Origin of the sequence: Myxococcus sp. CA051A, assembly GCF_013336705.1 — a bacterium.
GTDB classification, from domain to species: domain Bacteria; phylum Myxococcota; class Myxococcia; order Myxococcales; family Myxococcaceae; genus Myxococcus; species Myxococcus llanfairpwllgwyngyllgogerychwyrndrobwllllantysiliogogogochensis.
The window spans coordinates 264,781-282,492 of record NZ_JABUMS010000001.1 but is presented as its reverse complement, the minus strand read 5'-3'; the positions used below and the strand labels follow the sequence as shown (position 1 = coordinate 282,492).

Annotated in this window: 18 protein-coding genes; 9 read left to right on the top strand and 9 right to left on the bottom strand. The window is 70.7% G+C overall.

Features of this window, described 5'->3' with window-relative positions; all coding sequences use genetic code 11:
- Positions 1-7 precede the first annotated feature (7 nt).
- The 4 genes from HUA74_RS01085 to HUA74_RS01070 form a co-directional block, all read right to left on the bottom strand.
- Entirely contained in the window at positions 8-412 is a 405-nt protein-coding gene (locus HUA74_RS01085; RefSeq protein ID WP_174453072.1) for a cytidine deaminase, read from the bottom strand.
- A gap of 31 nt (positions 413-443) precedes the next feature.
- Positions 444-809 (bottom strand): PilZ domain-containing protein, encoded by a 366-nt coding sequence (locus HUA74_RS01080; protein WP_141648176.1) that lies wholly within the window; start codon positions 807-809, stop codon positions 444-446.
- A gap of 374 nt (positions 810-1,183) precedes the next feature.
- Positions 1,184-1,594: an SET domain-containing protein-lysine N-methyltransferase gene (locus tag HUA74_RS01075; RefSeq protein ID WP_174453071.1), complete on the bottom strand. Its 411-nt coding sequence runs from the start codon at positions 1,592-1,594 to the stop codon at positions 1,184-1,186.
- A gap of 102 nt (positions 1,595-1,696) precedes the next feature.
- Positions 1,697-2,308, bottom strand: coding sequence for a TetR/AcrR family transcriptional regulator (locus HUA74_RS01070; RefSeq protein ID WP_174453070.1), 612 nt, complete (start codon positions 2,306-2,308; stop codon positions 1,697-1,699).
- A 161-nt stretch (positions 2,309-2,469) separates the two neighbouring features.
- On the opposite strand from HUA74_RS01070, the gene HUA74_RS01065 reads away from it, so the two are divergent.
- The gene (locus tag HUA74_RS01065) at positions 2,470-3,219 is read left to right on the top strand and encodes an SDR family NAD(P)-dependent oxidoreductase (RefSeq protein ID WP_174453069.1); all 750 of its coding nucleotides are present in this window, start codon (positions 2,470-2,472) and stop codon (positions 3,217-3,219) included.
- Positions 3,220-3,293: 74 nt separating this feature from the next.
- Here the strand turns inward: HUA74_RS01065 and HUA74_RS01060 are convergent, their stop codons facing one another.
- Positions 3,294-4,598, bottom strand: coding sequence for a thymidine phosphorylase (locus HUA74_RS01060; RefSeq protein WP_141647625.1), 1,305 nt, complete (start codon positions 4,596-4,598; stop codon positions 3,294-3,296).
- Positions 4,599-4,676: 78 nt separating this feature from the next.
- Between HUA74_RS01060 and HUA74_RS01055 the strand changes: the two genes are divergently transcribed.
- From HUA74_RS01055 to HUA74_RS01035, 5 genes are all read left to right on the top strand, one after another.
- Positions 4,677-5,870 (top strand): BMP family protein, encoded by a 1,194-nt coding sequence (locus HUA74_RS01055; RefSeq protein ID WP_174453068.1) that lies wholly within the window; start codon positions 4,677-4,679, stop codon positions 5,868-5,870.
- Between the two features lie 53 nt (positions 5,871-5,923).
- Positions 5,924-7,465 (top strand): ABC transporter ATP-binding protein, encoded by a 1,542-nt coding sequence (locus HUA74_RS01050; protein ID WP_174453067.1) that lies wholly within the window; start codon positions 5,924-5,926, stop codon positions 7,463-7,465.
- Entirely contained in the window at positions 7,458-8,603 is a 1,146-nt protein-coding gene (locus HUA74_RS01045; RefSeq protein ID WP_174453066.1) for an ABC transporter permease, read from the top strand. The genes HUA74_RS01050 and HUA74_RS01045 overlap by 8 nt, the downstream gene beginning before the upstream one ends.
- On the top strand, positions 8,596-9,525 hold the full coding sequence (locus HUA74_RS01040) for an ABC transporter permease (RefSeq protein ID WP_174453065.1): 930 nt from the start codon (positions 8,596-8,598) through the stop codon (positions 9,523-9,525). The genes HUA74_RS01045 and HUA74_RS01040 overlap by 8 nt, the downstream gene beginning before the upstream one ends.
- A gap of 421 nt (positions 9,526-9,946) precedes the next feature.
- On the top strand, positions 9,947-11,029 hold the full coding sequence (locus HUA74_RS01035; protein ID WP_254614272.1) for a sensor histidine kinase: 1,083 nt from the start codon (positions 9,947-9,949) through the stop codon (positions 11,027-11,029).
- A 19-nt stretch (positions 11,030-11,048) separates the two neighbouring features.
- Here the strand turns inward: HUA74_RS01035 and HUA74_RS01030 are convergent, their stop codons facing one another.
- From HUA74_RS01030 to deoC, 4 genes are all read right to left on the bottom strand, one after another.
- Positions 11,049-11,690 (bottom strand): hypothetical protein, encoded by a 642-nt coding sequence (locus tag HUA74_RS01030; RefSeq protein ID WP_174453063.1) that lies wholly within the window; start codon positions 11,688-11,690, stop codon positions 11,049-11,051.
- Positions 11,691-11,767: 77 nt separating this feature from the next.
- On the bottom strand, positions 11,768-13,495 hold the full coding sequence (locus tag HUA74_RS01025; protein ID WP_174453062.1) for a phospho-sugar mutase: 1,728 nt from the start codon (positions 13,493-13,495) through the stop codon (positions 11,768-11,770).
- Between the two features lie 68 nt (positions 13,496-13,563).
- On the bottom strand, positions 13,564-13,956 hold the full coding sequence (locus HUA74_RS01020; RefSeq protein ID WP_141647633.1) for a TraR/DksA C4-type zinc finger protein: 393 nt from the start codon (positions 13,954-13,956) through the stop codon (positions 13,564-13,566).
- 15 nt (positions 13,957-13,971) lie between these two features.
- Complete coding sequence (deoC, locus tag HUA74_RS01015) at positions 13,972-14,805, bottom strand: deoxyribose-phosphate aldolase (protein WP_174453061.1); 834 nt, start codon at positions 14,803-14,805, stop codon at positions 13,972-13,974.
- 114 nt (positions 14,806-14,919) lie between these two features.
- On the opposite strand from deoC, the gene HUA74_RS01010 reads away from it, so the two are divergent.
- The 3 genes from HUA74_RS01010 to HUA74_RS01000 are packed head-to-tail and all read left to right on the top strand — an operon-like array spanning position 14,920 to position 17,698.
- The gene (locus HUA74_RS01010) at positions 14,920-16,155 is read left to right on the top strand and encodes a ComEC/Rec2 family competence protein (protein WP_174453646.1); all 1,236 of its coding nucleotides are present in this window, start codon (positions 14,920-14,922) and stop codon (positions 16,153-16,155) included.
- Positions 16,152-17,447 (top strand): ComEC/Rec2 family competence protein, encoded by a 1,296-nt coding sequence (locus HUA74_RS01005; RefSeq protein ID WP_174453060.1) that lies wholly within the window; start codon positions 16,152-16,154, stop codon positions 17,445-17,447. Before HUA74_RS01010 ends, HUA74_RS01005 begins: the two co-directional genes overlap by 4 nt.
- Positions 17,444-17,698, top strand: coding sequence for a DUF3006 domain-containing protein (locus tag HUA74_RS01000; protein WP_174453059.1), 255 nt, complete (start codon positions 17,444-17,446; stop codon positions 17,696-17,698). Before HUA74_RS01005 ends, HUA74_RS01000 begins: the two co-directional genes overlap by 4 nt.
- Positions 17,699-17,712: the final 14 nt, after the last annotated feature.

Genomic DNA, 17,712 nt, shown 5'->3' with positions numbered 1-17,712 from the left:
GGCTCTCTTAGAGGAAGTCCTTGGTGAAGGCGTGCGGCAGCAGCTCGCCCAGGGAGTAGCGCATCTCGTCCCCTCGAGGGGTGCGGCTGCGCACCTGCATTTGCGGCGTGCCGAACTCGGCCATCACCTGCCGGCACATGCCGCACGGCGGGACGGGTGTGGCCGTGTTCGCGACGACCGCCACCGCCACCGGCTGGGAGCGGCCCTGCGCCACGCCCGCGGCGAACGCATTGCGCTCGGCGCAGACCGTCAGCCCGTAGGTGGCGTTCTCCACGTTGCAGCCGGACATCACGGAGCCGTCCGCGTACAGGACGGCGGCCCCTACCGGGAAGCGGGAGTACGGCACGTGCGCCCGCTCGCGCACCCGGGTGGCCTCTTCGAACAGCCGCTCCCAGGGAATCTCATCCGCCATGTCGCCGCCTTCCTAGGTGACGGGGTGGGCCTCAGCGAGGTTCGCCCGCGAGCCGCATGTCGTCCAGGTGGCGGGCGATGGCCAGCTCCGCCTCCACCGGCAGGTCCACGAAGCGCACGTGCGCGGCGGGGCCCTGCGGGCCATCCGTCACGTGGAGCACTTCGCCCTTCGCCTCCACTTCGTCGGGAAGGATGGGCAGCGTGAAGCGCACCTCCACCTGCGCGCCCGCCTCCAGTCCGGGGCCATTCCAGGCGCAGCCGCCCAGGGACAGGTCCCCATCCCGTGCCTCGAAGTCCGCCGAGCTGCCCGCCCGGCGCACCTTCAGGCGCATGGGAATCCGGGGGGAGTCGCGCCGGTCCTCGGCCTTGTCGCTCATCGAGTTGTTCCTCTCGGCCATCGCCGTTCCAGTCCTGCCGCTCATGCCCGTACCACCGCCGGAAGCCCCTTGGAGGTGGCCCGCCCCCGGGGCCACGCGCGCGGCTCACCGGGCCCGGCCGGCAGGGCGTCCTCTGGGAGGTCGAAGCCCACCCTCGGCTCCCCCTTCCAGGTCCCCCGGCGAACGGCCACGGCCGCCTGCGTCACGTGTCCATGAAGCACCATCCGCCGCCCATCATACGCTTGCCCACCCGCCAGGGAGGCGCCGAATTTCATCCCCCGCGTGGGTTCCCCCAGGAATGTCCTGTACCAGGAGTGCCCCCTCTTTGCGCCCTGCGTCGAACCCGGCGGCCCCCCAGGGCCCGCTCACGCCCCCCCGGAACGCACCCCGAGGGCTCAAGGGGGGATATCCTCGTTCCGGGTGTCCCACCACTCCTCGCCATAGCTGATGAAGATCTGCTCGCCGGGGTGGATGTCCCTCAGGGCGTAGAAGGTGAAGATGTCGCGGTCCACCGCGCGGTAGTACGCGGCGGTGGGCTCCTTCGCGTGGTTGTAGAGCATGCCGTAGCCCAGCACGAGCGCGACCCAGTCCCCCGCGGGCTGCTGCTCGCGCTCTCCCCAGCGAATCTGGAAGACGTAGTCGTCGAGTGGCGGATGCCGCGTGTGCTTCTGCAGCATCTTGAGGTAGCGACACTCCTCGATGAGTTCGCCCGCCTTGATGAACTCATCGGTGAAGACGCCGAAGCCCCACTCGCAGGGCCGGACCTTCACTCCTGGATGGAGATACAGCGCTTCGCCCGTGTTCATGCGTCCCTGCCGCCGTTGGGGCCAGAAAGATGCCGCGTTCCGGGGCCGACGTGAAGGACCGAGCGAAGCCTCCTCGACCACCGGAGGGGACGGCGAACTTCCTCAGGCGGGCGGCCACGCGAGCAGGGAGGTCCGGGCCACGCGCCGCAGGTCCTCGCGACTGGCTCCCGTGGCGGCCTGGACGGCCATGCCCTGCGAGACGGTGGTGAAGTAGCGCGCCAGGTCCGCGCAGTCGACGTGCGCCGGAACGTCCCCCTCGCGCTGCCCCTGCTCGATTCGCTCGCGAAGGGCCTGCTCTCCCGCCGCGCGCCTCGCCGCCAGCTCCCCCTGGATGGGGGCGGCATCCGCGCCGCTCACCAGCGCGCCCTGCACGGTGATGCAGCCCTTGGGCTCCCGGGGCAGCGTCTGCGCGTCCGCCAGCCCGAGCAGCAGGTGCTCGACGGCGGCGCGGGCCGTGGGCCTCGCGAACGCGTCCCGATAGAGGACCAGATGGCGCTCGACGTAGCGGTCCAACGCCTTGCGGAACAGCGACTCCTTGTTGCCGAACGCCGCGTACAGGCTGGGCCGGTTGATGGCCAGATGCTCCGTCAGGTCCGACAGCGAGGTGCCCTCGTACCCCTGCCGCCAGAACAGGCGCAGCGCACGGTCCAACGCCTCATCCACGTCGAAACCCCGGGGACGCCCCACCTGGGCGGCTGCCGTCTTCGGTTTCATACCGTTCGATACTAATCCCCTTGACGGCTCCGGGCCAGGACTCTACATCTATACCAATCGGTACACATCCCGCGCCCGGGCTCGGGCGGAACCGCGCGGAGCGCGCCTGGGTGTGTCCAATTCAGTACCGACAAGTACACAACCTGGAAGGAATGACGAACATGGCCAAGAAGCTCGCAGGCAAGGTGGCGCTGGTGACGGGGGGTTCTCGGGGGATTGGCGCGGCGACGGCGCGGGCGCTCGCGCAAGAAGGGGCGGATGTGGCCATCAGCTACGTCGCCTCGGCGGAGAAGGCCCAAGCCCTCGTGAGGGAGCTGGAGTCCCAAGGCGTCCGGGCGGCGGCCTTCCAGTCCGACCAGGGCGTACCGGCGGAGGCAGCGAAGCTGGTCCAGGCGGTTACGCAGCGCTTCGGTCGGCTGGACATCCTCGTGAACAACGCGGGAGTGGCCACGCCAGGAGCGGTCGACAGCCCGGAAAGCGATGCGGTGGCGTTCGAGCGACAGCAGAACATCAACGTCCACGGGGTCATCGCGGCCATCCGCGAGGCGGTCAAGGTGATGGGCCAGGGCGGGCGCATCATCACCGTGGGCTCCAGCATCACCGGGCGCGTGGGCATGGCCGGCATGGCGGACTACACGGCGACGAAGGCTGCGGTGGTCGGCTACACCAAGGGCGTGGCGAGAGACCTGGGCCCCAAGGGCATCACCGTCAACGTGGTGCAGCCGGGGTTCACGGACACGGACATGTCCTCCGGCCTGGAGCCGATGAAGCCCGCCATCAACGCGGCCATCGCCCTGGGCCGCTTCGGCCGCCCCGAGGAGGTCGCCGACAGCATCGTGTTCCTCGCGGGCCCGGGTGCCACGTACATCACGGGCACCGTGCTCAACGTCGACGGCGGCCACGGCGCGTAGGCGCACGGGCCATCACCGTCACGAGGGGCCAGGCACCGGACCCCGAGCCGCGCGGGCTCGAGGTCCGAGCCGCCCTACTCCACCCGCTCGCGCACCAGCGGACGGGGGGCGGGGGCGGCATCGCCGAAGTGGTAGGCCGCCAGCAGACGGGCCTTCACGCCCTCCACCGGAGCTTCGTCGTTGTAGTGAACGCGGACCACGGGCTCGCCCTTCACCACGGCCTCGCCCGTCTTCTTCAAGAGGGTGAAGCCCACGGCGGGGTCTATCTTGCTGTCCACCCGCTGACGGCCCGCGCCGAGCGCCACGCCCGCGAGGCCCACGCCCTCCGTGTCGATGCCCGTCACATACCCTCCACGGGGCGCCACCACGTCCACCGTGGAGCGCGCCTGGGGCAGGAGCGAGTAGTCGTCGATGGAGCGCGGGTCTCCGCCCTGCGACAGGACAATTTCCTTCAGCTTGCGCAGCGCGCTGCCATCCGCCACGGACTTGCGCAGCTTCTCGCGCGCCTCGTCCACGGTGGCGGCCTTCTTGCCGAGCACCAGCATCTCCGCCGTCAGCGCGTAGGTGATTTCGGTGTAGTCGTCCGGGGCCTCGCCACGGAGCATGTCCACCGCCTCCATCACCTCCAGGGCGTTGCCCACCTTGCGCCCGAGCGGCTGGTCCATGTCCGTCAGCAGCGCGACGACCTTGCGCCCCATCTCCGCGCCCAGGCCAATCATCGTCCGGGCCAGCGTGCGGGCATCCTCGTCGCGCTTCATGAACGCGCCGCTGCCGACCTTGACGTCCAGCACCAGCGCGTCGATGCCCTCCGCCAGCTTCTTGCTCATGATGGAGGACGCAATCAGCGGGATGCAGTCCACCGTCGCCGTCACATCACGCAGCGCGTAGAGCTTCTTGTCCGCGGGCGCCACCTGCGCCGTCTGGCCAATCAGGCAGCAGCCCACCTCGCGCACCAGCCGGCGGTACTCGGACGTCGACAGATTCACGTTGAAGCCGGGGATGGACTCCAGCTTGTCCAGCGTCCCTCCCGTGTGGCCCAGGCCCCGGCCCGAAATCATGGGCACCGGCACCCCGCACGCCGCCGCCAGGGGCGCCAGGCTGAGCGACACCTTGTCCCCCACTCCGCCCGTCGAATGCTTGTCCACCTTCACGGCCGGGGTGTCGGACAGGTCCAACACCTCGCCCGACTCCAGCATGGCGCGCGCCCAGGCGCCCAGCTCTCGGGAGTCCAGCCCCCGGAAGAAGACGGCCATGCACATGGCCGCCATCTGATAGTCCGCCACCGTTCCCGCCGTATATGCCTGGATGAACGCGCGGATGTCAGCCGGCTCCAGCCGGCCCCCATCCCGCTTCGACTTGATGAGCTCGTAGGGTTGCACGGGGACTGCCCATACCAGGAACCCGGGGCCCCATGCACTTCCGCGAAAGGCGCCTCCGCATCTGGTAGATAGCCAGCCATGACGCTTCGCCTTCAGGTCCTCGCCCTCACGGCGCTCCTCTGCGCCTGTTCCAAGCAGAAGGAAGAGACGCCCCCCTCCGGCGCTCCGGCCCCCGCCTCCGCTCAGCAGGAGGCGAAGAAGCCGCTTCCCGTGGGCCTCGTCATCGACGTGGGCGGCCGGGGTGATCACTCGTTCAACGACGCCGCCCTGCGCGGCCTGGAGCTGTGGGCCGCCGGCAAGCGCTACGAGGGCGGCAAGTACGTGGACGCCACGCCCGACGACGTGCGCAAGTCCCTGCCCGGCCACCTGGCCTCCATCGCGTCCACCCTCCAGCCCCTGCCCATCCAGCCCGTCGTCCTCCAGAGCAAGGCCCAGGAGGACTACGTCCCCAACCTCCAGCTGCTCGTGGACCGGGGCTCCCAGCTCACCATCGGCAACGGCTACCTGCTGGCCAACGCCGTGCGCAGCTCCGCCCAGGAGAACCCCCAGGCCCGCTTCCTGCTCATCGACAGCCAGGTGCTGGATGCCCAGGGAAAGACGCTGCGGCTGCCCAACGTGCGCACCGTCCTCTTCAAGGAGCACGAGGGCAGCTTCCTCGTCGGCGCGCTGGCGGGGCTGGTGACGAAGACGAACAAGGTGGGCTTCGTGGGCGGCATCGAGGTGCCCCTCATCCAGCGCTTCGAGGTCGGCTATCGCGCCGGCGTGAAGACGACGAAGCCCGAGGCGGCCCAGACCCTGATGTCCGTCTACACCGGCAGCTTCAACGACATGGCCGCGGGCAAGCAGGTGGCGCAGGACCTCATCGCCAAGGGCGCGGACGTCATCTTCCACGCGGCGGGCTCGGACGGCATCGGCGTCATCCAGGCGGTGAAGGAGGCGCGCGCGGCCGGCAAGAGCGTGTACGCCATCGGCGTGGACTCGGACCAGTCGCACGTGGCGCCGGAGGCCATCCTGACCTCCATGCTGAAGCACACGGACCTGGTCGTCTACCAGGCCGCGAAGGACCTGGTGGACGGCAAGTTCACCGCCACCGAGCAGGTGCTGGGCCTCAAGGAGAACGGCGTGGCCATGGCCGAGGTCCGGGTGGACTTCCCGGGCAAGGCGGAGGCGCTCCAGAAGGTGGAGGCGCTGCGCCAGCGCGTCGTCTCCGGACAGCTCCAGGTGCCTTCCGTCCCGGCGGACCTCGCCACCTTCCAGGCCGCCGCGCCCTGATTTCCCTTCGACACATCCAGAAGCGTTTCGGCGCCGTCACGGCGCTGGATGACGTGTCCCTCGATATCGGCGCGGGCGAGCTGCTCGCGGTGGTGGGAGAGAACGGCGCGGGCAAGTCCAGCCTGATGAACGTCCTCTACGGGCTCTACCATCCGGACTCGGGCGAGGTGTCCGTGCACGGCAGGTCCGTGCGCCTCAAGAGCCCTCGGGACGCGATTGCCCTGGGTATCGGCATGGTGCACCAGCACTTCATGCTCGTGCCCACGCTGACGGTGGCGGAGAACGTGGTGCTCGGCCGCGAGCCCACCCGCCGGGGGCTGTTCGACTGGGAGCGCGCCGTCAGGGAGGTCGCCGCCACCTGCGAGCGTTTCGGCTTCGTGTTGGACCCGCGCGCCCGCGTGGACACGCTCACGGTGGGCTCGCAGCAGAAGGTGGAAATCGTCAAGGCGCTGCACCGGGGCGCCCAGGTGCTCATCCTCGACGAGCCCACCGCCGTCCTCACCCCCCAGGAAGCCGACGAGCTGGCCCGCGTCATGCGCGGCCTCGTCGCGCAGGGGCGCACCGTCGTGCTCATCAGCCACAAGCTGAAGGAAGTGCTCGGCGTGGCGGACCGCATCGCCGTCATGCGGCGCGGCCGACTGGTGGCGGAGGTGAGGCCCTCGGAGACCTCGGCGACGGCCCTGGCCGCCCTCATGGTGGGAGAGAGCCAGCGCGCCGTGACGGGCCACGCGGCCTCGGGTGAGAAGCTCCCCAGCGACGCCCTGATGGAAGCGGTGGGGCTCCCGGTGCGAGGGGACGACGGAAGGCCCGCGCCAGGCGGCGGTGAGAAGCCCGGCGACGTCCTGCTGGAGGCAACGGGACTCCAGGCACGAGGCGACAACGGGTGCCCCGCGCTGCGCGGCGTGGACATGACGGTGCGCGAGGGAGAAATCGTCGGCATCGCCGGCGTGGACGGCAACGGACAACGCGAGCTGGCCGAAGTGCTCACCGGCCTGCGTCCACTGACCGCGGGTGGCGGCACGCTGCTCGGAAGAGCACTGACCGGGCTCACGCCCGCCCAGGCGCGAGCGCGCGGCGTGGGCCATGTGCCCGAGGACCGGCTGCGCCGCGCGGTGGTGAAGGCCCTCAGCGTGGAGGAGAACATCGCCCTGGGACGCCACACAGGGCCGCCCTTCGCGCGGGGCCTGTGGATTGATTTCGCCGGGCGCCGCGAGCGGGCCCAGACGCTCCTGGCCTCATACGACGTGCGCCCGCCCGAGCCGACCCTGCCCCTGCAGGCCCTGTCGGGTGGCAACCAGCAGAAGGTCGTCGTGGCGCGGGAGCTGGATGCCCGGCCGCGCCTGCTCGTGGTGGTGCAGCCCACGCGAGGCCTGGACATCGGCGCGGTGGCGCAGGTGCATGCGCGGCTGCGCGAGGCGCGGGCCCAGGGGACGGGAGTGGTGCTGGTGTCACTGGACCTGGAAGAAGTGCTGGCCCTGGCGGACCGCGTCTATGTGCTCTTCGAGGGCCGCGTGACGGGCCAGTTCACCCGGGCCGAGTACGACGAGCGGGAGATGGGACGTCGCATGCTGGGAGCGGAGCAGGCCCATGGGTGAGCGGACACGGCAGGCCCTGCCCTCGGTGCTGTCGGTGCTGTTGTCGCTGGTGGTGTGCTGGCAGCTCATCGCCCTCACCCGGGACACGGACGGCACGGCGGTCGCGACGGCGGCCTATCTCGAGATGCTCTGGGGCGGCATTGGCGACTGGCCCCGGTTCCTCGAGGGCGCCGCCGTCACCGTCCTCACCCGGCCCCTGGGCGAAGCGGCGATGAAGGCGGCGCTGCTCACCCTCACCGGCCTGTCCGTGGCGGTGGCCTTCAAGGTGGGCCTGTTCAACATCGGCGCGCAGGGACAGATGCTGCTCGGAGCGCTCGCGGCCGCGGTGGTCGGCGCGCACGTGGCCCTGCCGGGCGTCCTGCACATCCCGGCCGCGCTCCTCGGCGCGGCCGTGGCCGGGGCCGCCTGGGCGGGGATTGCCGGCGCGCTCAAGCTGTACCGGGGCGTGCACGAGGTCATCTCCACCATCATGCTCAACTGGGTGGCGGTGCGACTGGTGGACAACTGGCTCGTCGTCGGGCCGTTGCGCGGCGTGGCCGAGGCCGGCGCCTCCATCTCCGGCACGGCGGAGATCCACCCCACCTCGCAGCTTCCTCGACTGCTGGGTGACAGCTCCCGCCTCAACCTGGGCTTCATCCTCGCCGTCGTGGCGGCGGTGACGGTCTGGGCGTGGCTTGCGCGCACCCGCTCCGGCTTCGAGACGCGCGCGGTGGGCCTGGGTGACGAGGCGGCGCGGGCCGCGGGCATCCCCGTGGCGCGGCGCGCGGGGCTCGCCATGGCGCTGGCCGGAGCGCTGGCCGGACTCGCTGGCGCGGTGCTCGTGCTGGGCACCGAGGGCCGCTATCCGGGCACGCTGGGCGCGCCCTACGGCTTCGACGGCATCGCCATCGCCCTCATCGGCAACAACCATCCGCTGGGCGTGGGCGCAGCGGCCCTCTTCTTCGGTGTTCTGCGAGCGGGTGGCACGCGCATGCAGCTGCTCGATGTGCACAAGAGCTTCCCCGAGCTCATCCAGGGCCTCGCGCTGCTCTTCGTGGCCGGACGCCTCATCTGGCTGGCGGCGCTGCGCCGTCGAAGCACCCCGACAGTCGCCACGGCCGCGCCGCCTGCTCCGGCCGCGCAGGTGCCCCATGCTTGAAATCATCCACCGGCTCCTGTTCGCCACGCTGGACGCGGCCCCCGCGCTCGTCTTCGCCGCCCTGGGCGCGGTGCTCTCCGAGCGCGCGGGCGTCGTCGCCGTGGGCGTGGAGGGGATGATGCGCGTGGGCGCCTTCTGCGCCGCGGTGGCCGCGCTCGTCATGCCCACGCCGCTGGCCGTGGGCGTCGGAATGCTCGCGGGCGCGACGCTGGCGGCGGTGCACGGCTACCTGTGCATCCGCTGGCGCTCGGACCAGGTGGTGTCCGGCATCGCCCTCAACCTCGTGGCCCTGGCGGGCGGCACCTTCCTGCTCGAGACGCACTTCGGGCCCAACGGGACGCCCCCCATCCAACAGCTCGCCCCCTGGAACTGGCCCGAGCTCGCCTCGGTGCCCGTGCTGGGCGCGCTCTCCGGCCACGCCGCGCCCACGTACCTGGCGCTGCTGTTGCCGCTGCTGCTCCAGGGGATGTTGACTCGCACGCCCCTGGGACTCCGCCTGCGCGCCGTGGGCGACAAGCCCCACGCGGTGGCCACCCTGGGACTTTCCGTTCCTGCTTTGAGGTGGGGCGCGGTGCTGGGCGGTGGACTGCTCGCGGGCCTGGGTGGCGCCGTGCTCTCCACCACCGTGCTGGACCGCTTCGAGCAGCACACGCCCGCGGGCCTGGGCTTCATGGCCCTGGCCGCCATGGTGTTCGGCCGCTGGACACCCCTGGGCGCCTTCTTCGCCGCGGCCTTCTTCGCCTTCGGCAACGCGCTGCGAATCGGCCTCGCCTCCAGCGCCCCGGGCCTCCTGGACGTCGTCCCCCAGGGCGTCCTGCTCGCGCTGCCCTACCTCCTCACCCTCCTGGTCCTCGCCTTCCAGGGCCAGCGCAACAGCACCCCTGCCTCACTCGGCGTCCCATACGAGCAGGAGTCCCGCTGAGGTCACCAAACCAGTGCGAGTCATTCTATACCCGGGTATAGAATGATTCCTGGTCAGGAGTGACCCCCAGGTGTCTGGTGGCCAACGTCCTCTCCTTCGGATGGTGGAGAAAGACGACACTCCAACCCCCTGCCGTTATTGGATGGAACTCCGGGTTTCTCCGGGATTGAGACACGGGGCGTCGGAAATCACGACGGCACGCGCCTCGCATAATGAGGTCAGGTCGGGCCGCGCCGGATTGGAATCAGGCCACCGGGGGGGAGGCTTCATCCAATCTGTCGCAAGGTCCGGAGGGACTCCTTGTGAAACCCGGGCCCGGTCGGTCCGGTCAACACGGCGGGGGTGGGTGATGCTGGATACGACGGGAACGACCGAGACGTACAGACCCCGCGTTTTGGCGGTGGACGTGGAGTCAGAAGGCATGGAGCGGCTGTGCTCCATCCTGGCCCCCGCGGGCTACGACGTCCTGCCAGCGCGTGGGAGCGGGGCCCGACAGGCCGCGGACCTGGTGCTGCTGGACGTGGAGCGTCCGGGGACGGATGGGCTGGCGGCGTACCGACGGCTCCAGGCGGAGCTGGGTGCGCTGTCTGTGCCGGTGCTGATGCTGACCCGCAGGGCGGACCGCCAGACGCGGCGACAGGTGCTGGAAGCCGGAGTGGATGATCTGCTGACCACGGAGCCGTTGGATCCGCTGGAGCTGAAGGTCCGCGTGCACACGCTGCTGGAGCTCAAGGCGCACCGCGACCGCGGTGGGCAGCGGGCCGAGGAGCTGTTGGATCCACGCACCCGCTGGGTGGAGATGGAGCGACTGGCGCGCGTGGGCACGCTGGCGGCGGATGTCGCGCAGAACCTGGGTCACATCGGCGAGGGCCTCCAGCGGGCGCTGGGACACGTGCGCGAGCGCGCGATGCAGGGCCTGCCACCGGACGTGGAGGAGCTCAAGAAGCTGGGTGTCGCCGGCGAGCAGATGCGGCTGTACGGCCAGCACCTGCTCTCGCTGGGCCCCACCAACCCCAAGGACATCCAGCGCTTCGACCTGCGGGAGCTGGTTCCCGGGGTGGTGGAGCGGGTGCGGGGCAACGGCCGTCTGGGCGCCGCCGAAGTGACGGTGGTGCTGCCGGAGGACCCCATCGCCGTCGTGTTCAACCGCCGCCAGTTGGAGCAGGTGCTGGTGGAGATCCTCGCCAACGCGGCGGAGGCCGTGGAAGACGTGATGGACCGGCCGCGTCGCATCCACGTGGGCGTGGAGCTGCCGGACATGTTCGGCGACTTCGGCCCGCGCCTGTTCGTGAAGGACACGGGCATCGGCATCTTCGAGGACGAGCTGCAGGCCGTCTTCGAGCCCTACTACACGACGAAGCCGCCGGAGAAGGGCGCCGGGCTGGGCCTCACCGTGGCGCGCGCCCTGGTGGAGTCCATGGGCGGCAAGCTGACGGTGCAGAGCCGCGTCAACCTGGGCAGCACCTTCACGGTGGAGCTGCCCGAGCAGACGTCCTCCTGGTAGGCCCGAACCGGCGCGTCGCCTAGAAGCGGTAGGCGATGCCGAAGAGGGCTTCCATGGCGAACTCGCTCTCATCCCAGTCGGGGATGAGCGAGGGGCCCATGCGCAGGTTGAAGGTGGCCGCCAGCCGGCTGTCGATGAAGTACTCCAGCCCGCCACCCACCAGGATGGGAATGACGGGGCCGATGCCCTCCCCGAAGTAGACGTGGAAGGGCATGTCGATGCCCACGTTCACCATCAGCGCGCTGGACACGGGGATGCCCACGACGAAGGCCACCGGCAGCGCCAGGCCCACGTCCGTGTCGCCGTCGTCGAAGTAGAAGAGCGGCCCGGGCTGGAAGGTGAGCGCGAAGGAGACCTGGTTCGTCTTCGCCAGCTCCAGCCGCATCCACGCCTGCAGCTTGATGCCGGGCGAGGTGTGGCGCACCCAACCCTCGCGGCCCCAGTTGAAGCTGAACTTGCCGCCGATGTCGAAGCGCTCCGAGCTGCCGTGGAGCACGCCCAGCGTGAGGCCGGGCCAGCCAATCTGGCCGGAGAACGCCGTATTGCCCCGCCCCAGCGTGTCGGCGGCGAGCACGGACCAGCCCTGCCCCCGCGCCAGCGCGGTACCAGGAAGGGCCATCAGACAGCAGGCGAGGAGGACTCCAGGAACGAGGCGCTTCACACGAATCCTTTCGACGGGGGCCACGCGAGGCGCGGCCAGGGGGGAACCGAGGCGCGAGATGAGGTGTGAATCAAGACTCAGGTGGGTTGTCCACGCTCACGTGCGAGCGCGACAAAAGCGTCGATGAAGGAGGTCAACCGGGCCTCGGCGCGAGCACGAGCCTGGGCCAGGGGCTCCCCGGCACCCGGCGTCTCCTTGCGCTCGAAGTAGTACTTGATCTTCGGCTCGGTGCCGGACGGACGCAGGGTGACGCGGCCCCCGCCCTCCAGTTCCAGCGCGAGCACGTTGGACGGCGGCAGGCCATTCACGCCCCGCTGGTAGTCGAGCACGGCCCGCACGGCCTCCGTGCCGATGTGGGAGGGAGGCCGGGCACGGAAGGCGTCCATGATGCCGCGGATGACCTGCGCGCCCGCGGCGCCGGGCAGCGTGACGTTGCGCTGGGCACCGACGTAGAGGCCGTGCCGGCGCTGGATTTCCTCCAGGTAGCCGAGCACGGTGGTGCCGCGCGACTCGCACCACGCGGCCAGGTCCGCCATGACGAGCGCCGCGCCGACGCCGTCCTTGTCCCGCGTCACGGTGCCGGCGGTGTAGCCCAGCGCCTCCTCGTAGCCGAAGACGAACTGAGTGCCTTCGGCGTGCTCGCGTTCCAGCGCGCGGTTGGCGATCCACTTGAAGCCCGTGAGCACCTCGTCATACGCCGCGCCGAGCGAGCGGGCGATGTCCCCCAGCTGCGTCGACGAGACGATGGTGGTGACGACATGTGGCCGAGCGTGCTTCGTCCCCTGCGTCAAAAGGTAGTGGCCCAGCAGCACACCCACCTCGTTGCCGGTGAGCATGCGCAGCCCACCGTCCGCCTCGCGGGCCATGACGGCCAGCCGGTCCGCGTCCGGGTCATTGGCCAGCACCAGGTCGGCCTTCACGCGCTCGGCGGTGGCGCGAGACAGGTCCATGGCGCCGGGCTCCTCCGGGTTGGGGAAGCGCACCGTGGGGAAGCGGCCGTCGGGCATCTGCTGCTCGGCCACGGGCGTGAAGCGCGGGAAGCCCGCGTCGCGCAGGGCCCGCTCCGCCCAGACTCCGCCCACGCCGTGCATCGCCGTGTAGACGATGGACAGCGTGTCGGAGCCCTTCTTGTGCACGCGCAGCCCGAGGATGGCGCGCAGGTAGTCCTCGCCCAGAGAGTCCGGGATGTCGCGCCACAGGCCCTGCTCGCGCGCCTGGGCCACCGTCAGCAGGGGCACGCGGTTGGCGGGCTCCACCCGGGCAATGGCGGCGGCGATGCCCGTGTCGTGCGGCGGGATGATTTGAGCGCCGTTGCCCCAGTACACCTTGTAACCGTTGTACTCGGGTGGATTATGGCTGGCCGTCACCATGATGGCGGCGGCGGCGTTGAGGTGGAGGCAGGCGTACGCGGTGAGCGGAGTGGGCACCGGCGGTGAGAAGACGTGGGCGGGGATACCTTCGGCGGCGAGCACGGCGGCGGTGTCCTCCGCCAGCTCCGCGCTCAGCTTGCGCGCGTCACGGCCCACCACCACGCCCCGGGTAGCGGCGTCCGGCACATGCTCCTTGAGGTAGCGCGCCAGGCCCGCGGTGGTGCGGCGCACCACGGCGCGGTTCATCCGGTTGGGCCCGGCGCCCAGCACGCCACGCAGGCCCGCGGTGCCGAACTCCAGGTCTCCGGCGAAACGGTCCGCCAATTCAGTGAGGTCTCCCTGGGCGAGCAGCCGCGCCAGTTCGTCGGCGGTGGCGGGGTCGGGGTCCGCCAGGCGCCACGCCTCCGCCCGCTCTCTCAGTCCGGTGTCGTTCATGGAGCCTCGAAGCCTCGTACGGTCTGGGCGCGCGCGGAAGACAAGCCTCGCCGCGCCGGTGGAGTTTTTCAGCTGTAGTCGGTGAGCTTGCGACGCGTGGCGCGGCCCTTGGGGCCGTCCTTGCCGCCCTGGCACGTCACGCACAGCTCCGCGTAGGGCATGGCGCGCAGCCGCCCGAGCGGAATCTCATCCCCGCACTCCTCGCACTCACCGAAGGAGTCTGGCTCGTCGCGCAGCTTGCCCAGCGCCTTGAGCACGCGGGCCAGCACGCCGTCCATGTTCCGGTTCCGGTTGGAGGCGATGGCCTGCATCATTTCGTTGAGGGGCTGCTCGTCCTCGTCGCCGCCGATGCGCGCCTCATCGGTGCGGTTGGGCTCGATTCTCGAGGGCGTCTTTTCGGTCAGCTCGGCATGCAGCGCCAGCAGCAGCGCCTTGAGTTCGTCTCGCTGTTTCGCGTTCACGTCGGCTCCGCCGGGTCAGTACTTCGCGGTGGAAACCTGGCCGGTGACGATGGCCACCGACGCGGAAGCGCCCAGTCGGTTGGCGCCCGCGCGCAGCATGTTCATGGCGTCCTCGAACGAGCGGATGCCGCCGGACGCCTTGACGCCCACGTCCTCGCCCACCATGGCGCGCATCAGCGACACGTCCTCCACCGTCGCGCCGCCCGAACTGAAACCCGTGGACGTCTTCACGAAGGCGGCGCCCGCGGCCTTCGACAGCAGGCAGGCGAAGACCTTCTCTTCGTCCGACAGCAGCGCCGTCTCCAGGATGACCTTCACCGGCAACGGGCTGCTGGCCTTCACCACGGCGGCGATGTCCGTGAACACGAGCGTGTGGTCCTTCGCCTTGAGCGCGCCGATGTTGACCACCATGTCGATTTCGCGCGCCCCGGCTTCAATGGCCTCGCGCGCCTCGAACGCCTTGGCCGACGACAGCGCCGCGCCCAGCGGGAAGCCCACCACGGCGATGGGCACCGTGGAGGAGCCCGCGAGGATTCTGGCGACGGTGGCCACGTGCGAGCTGTTCACGCAGACCGTGGCGAAGCCGTGCTGACGCGCCTCCTCGGACACCTTCACCACGTCCTCCTGGCGCGCCTCGGGCTTGAGCAGCGTGTGGTCGATGTACGGCGCCAGGTCCGAGGCGGACCGGATGGAGTCCGGGTCCACGCGCCCCGTGCCGTGGCGGGTGAAGGCGTCGGGAGCGGCGTCGGTGGGGGGGGCCTCCCGGGCGCCCGTCAACGCCTGAACGCGGCGGCGGGCCTGGTCGGCGATTTCCTCGACGTACTTGAAGAGGTCCTCGGAGTCGGACATGGCGGCCCCTTAGCCCACTTCGAGGTCCTCGGGAAGCGCGCGGGCGACCCGTGCGTTTCCTGCTCGCACCCGAGGTGCCGAGGGTGGGAACGTGGCGGTAGAGTCCGCACCGTGATGTCCCGTCTCCGGCTGTCCAGCTTCCTCGTCCTCCTGCTCGCCGCGCTTCCAGGCATCGCCGCGGGCCCACCCTCCCCTCCCACTCCCAGCACCGACACCAGGCCGCTCACGGTCCACTTCTTCGACGTGGGCCAGGGCGACGCCGCGCTCGTCATCTCCCCCACGGGCAAGACGGTCCTCATCGACGGCGGCCCTCCCGAAGCCCGGGAACGACTCGCCGCCCGCCTGCGCACCCTGGTGACGGGGCCGCTGGACCTGGTCATCCTCACCCACCCGCACCTGGACCACCTGGGCGGACTCACGGACGCGCTGCGCGCCGTCGGCGCCCGGCGCTTCATGGACCCGGGCTTCAACCACCCCAGCGAGGCGTACCGGGATTTGCTCGGCTTCGTCGGCGAGTCGGTGGGCCAGGTGATGAACCCGGAGCCCAATCCCGCCACGCCGGACTCACTGCTCACCATCGGCCTGGGTGAGGGCGTCTCGCTCACCGTGCTATGGCCGCGCGCGCCGAAGGAGCCCTTCCTCGTGGGAACGCGCTCGGACGCCAACTCCAACTCCATCGTCGCCAAGCTGACGTACGGGAGGACGGCCTTCCTGCTCGTCGGCGACGCGGAGCCGGACACCGAGGCCGCCCTGCTCCAGCGCCCCCTGGACCTCACCACCACCGTGCTGAAGGTCGCCCACCATGGCGGACGGCACTCCTCCACGGCCGCGTTCCTCGCCGCGGCGAAGCCCCAGGCCGCCGTCATCTCCTGTGGCGCCAAGAACGACTACGGCCATCCCGCGCGAGAGACGCTGGAGCGGCTCGACGCCGTCGGCGCGCACGTGCTGCGCACGGACCGGGATGGCGAAGTGGTCGCCGCCAGCGACGGCCATACCGTCACGCTGCGTGCGAACGGAGGCACCGGCGCGCTGCTCGTCGTGCCGGGCGGAATCACCCCGGGCCCCATCGCGCTCGGACCCGTCGTGCCTGGCCACTCCCGGCCAGGGCGCGGCACCGTCGAACCGCGAGACGAGGTGAAAGTCCCTTCACCTGGAACCGCACCCGGTGAGCGAGGCTCGACGCCCGCGAACACCGAGGGACAAGGCCCCTACGTGGGGCTCAAGGGCAGCAAGGTGTTCCACCGCGAGACGTGCTCCACGCTGAAGCGTTCCAAGTCTGAACGCACGCTCTTCCTGAACCGCGAAGCCGCCCTACGCGAGCGTCGCCCCGCCGAGGATTGTCACCCATGAGCCCGCGCCATCTCGCCCTGCTGGGGACCCTGCTGGCCCTGGCGGCCTGCAAGGAATCGCCGGACCCGTCCGCCACGCGTGCCACGGAGGCCAAGCGCTACTTCGGCAACGCCCCCGACGGGAAGCTGCACGTCTACTTCTTCGACGTGGGCCAGGGGGACGCCGCCCTCATCGTCTCCCCCACGGGAAACACGGTGCTGGTGGACTCGGGCCCGGAGAAGGCCGCGGGCCACCTGGTGAACCGCCTCCCGGAACTGCTCGTCAAGCAGCTGGACCTGGTCATCCTCACCCACCCGCACAACGACCATCACGGAGCGTTGGACCCGGTGCTGCGGCGCGTGGGCGCGCGACAGTTGATGGAGCCGCAATTGCCCTCGGCGCCGCGCGAGTACGACGCCCTGCTCACCTCCATCAGCGGGCGCCGCATCCAGGTCGTCTCGCCCGCGCCGCCGACGTCCACGCCCAATGCCCCCCAGCGCATCAACCTGGGGGACGGCGTGTCGCTGACCATCCTCTGGCCCCGAGCCCCCAGCGAGCCGCTCCTGGAGGCGTCCGAGGCCACGCTGGAGATCAACTCCATCGTCATGCGGCTCTCCTACGGCGAGACGTCGGTGCTCTTCGCCGGTGACGCCCTCGCGCAGACGGAGGAGTACCTGCTCGCGCGAGAGGTCCCCATCCAGTCCACGCTGATCAAGGTGGGGGCTCACGGGCTCGCGGGCGCCACCACCGCGCCCTTCCTCGCCCGCGTGGGCGCCCGCGCCGCGGTCATCTCCGTGGGCGCCGACAATCCCTTCAAGGCGCCCGCCGCCGCCACGTTGGAGCGCTTGAAGGCCGCGCACGTCCAGGTGTTCCGCACCGACGTGGATGGCGAGGTGCAGGTGGTCAGCGACGGCAAGTCACTGGTCGTCACGCCCGAGCGACTGCCGCAGGGCAGCCCCAGCGACACGCGCTACACGCACCCGGGTCAGGGCCCCACGCCGGAGCCGGACTTCTGGGCGGGCAAGCCCCTGCCCGAGAAGAAGGTCCCGCCCCCGCCCCCTCCCCCCGAGGACCTGCGGCCCATCGACACGCTCCAGACGACCCGGACGGAGCCGCCCGCGCCCGTGGCGGAGGGGCGCACGGACCGCTCGAAGAAGTACAAGGGCCCGTACCACGCCAGCCGGAAGCGGCAGCTGTTCCACTTCCCGGACTGCGACGGGGCGAAGAAGATCCACCCCGAGAACCTCATCGTCTACAAGACGCGCGAGGCGGCGGCCCAGGAACGACGTCCCGCCCAGGACTGCAACCCATGACGAAGACACGCGTGTCGCGGGCCACGCTGGACCGCATCGAGGACGACGTCGCGGTGCTCATCGTCGAAGGGCGCGAGGTGACGCGGCCCCTCACGTCACTCCCCTCGGGCGTGCGCGAGGGTGACGTGCTGGACCTGGAGACGATGCGGGTGGACGCGGAAGCCACCGAGGCGCTGCGCGAGGAAGTGCGCCTGGCGCGTCAGCGGGCGATGCAGGGCAAGAAGCCTCCCGCGGGCGACTTCGACCTCTGAGGCGGACGCTCGGC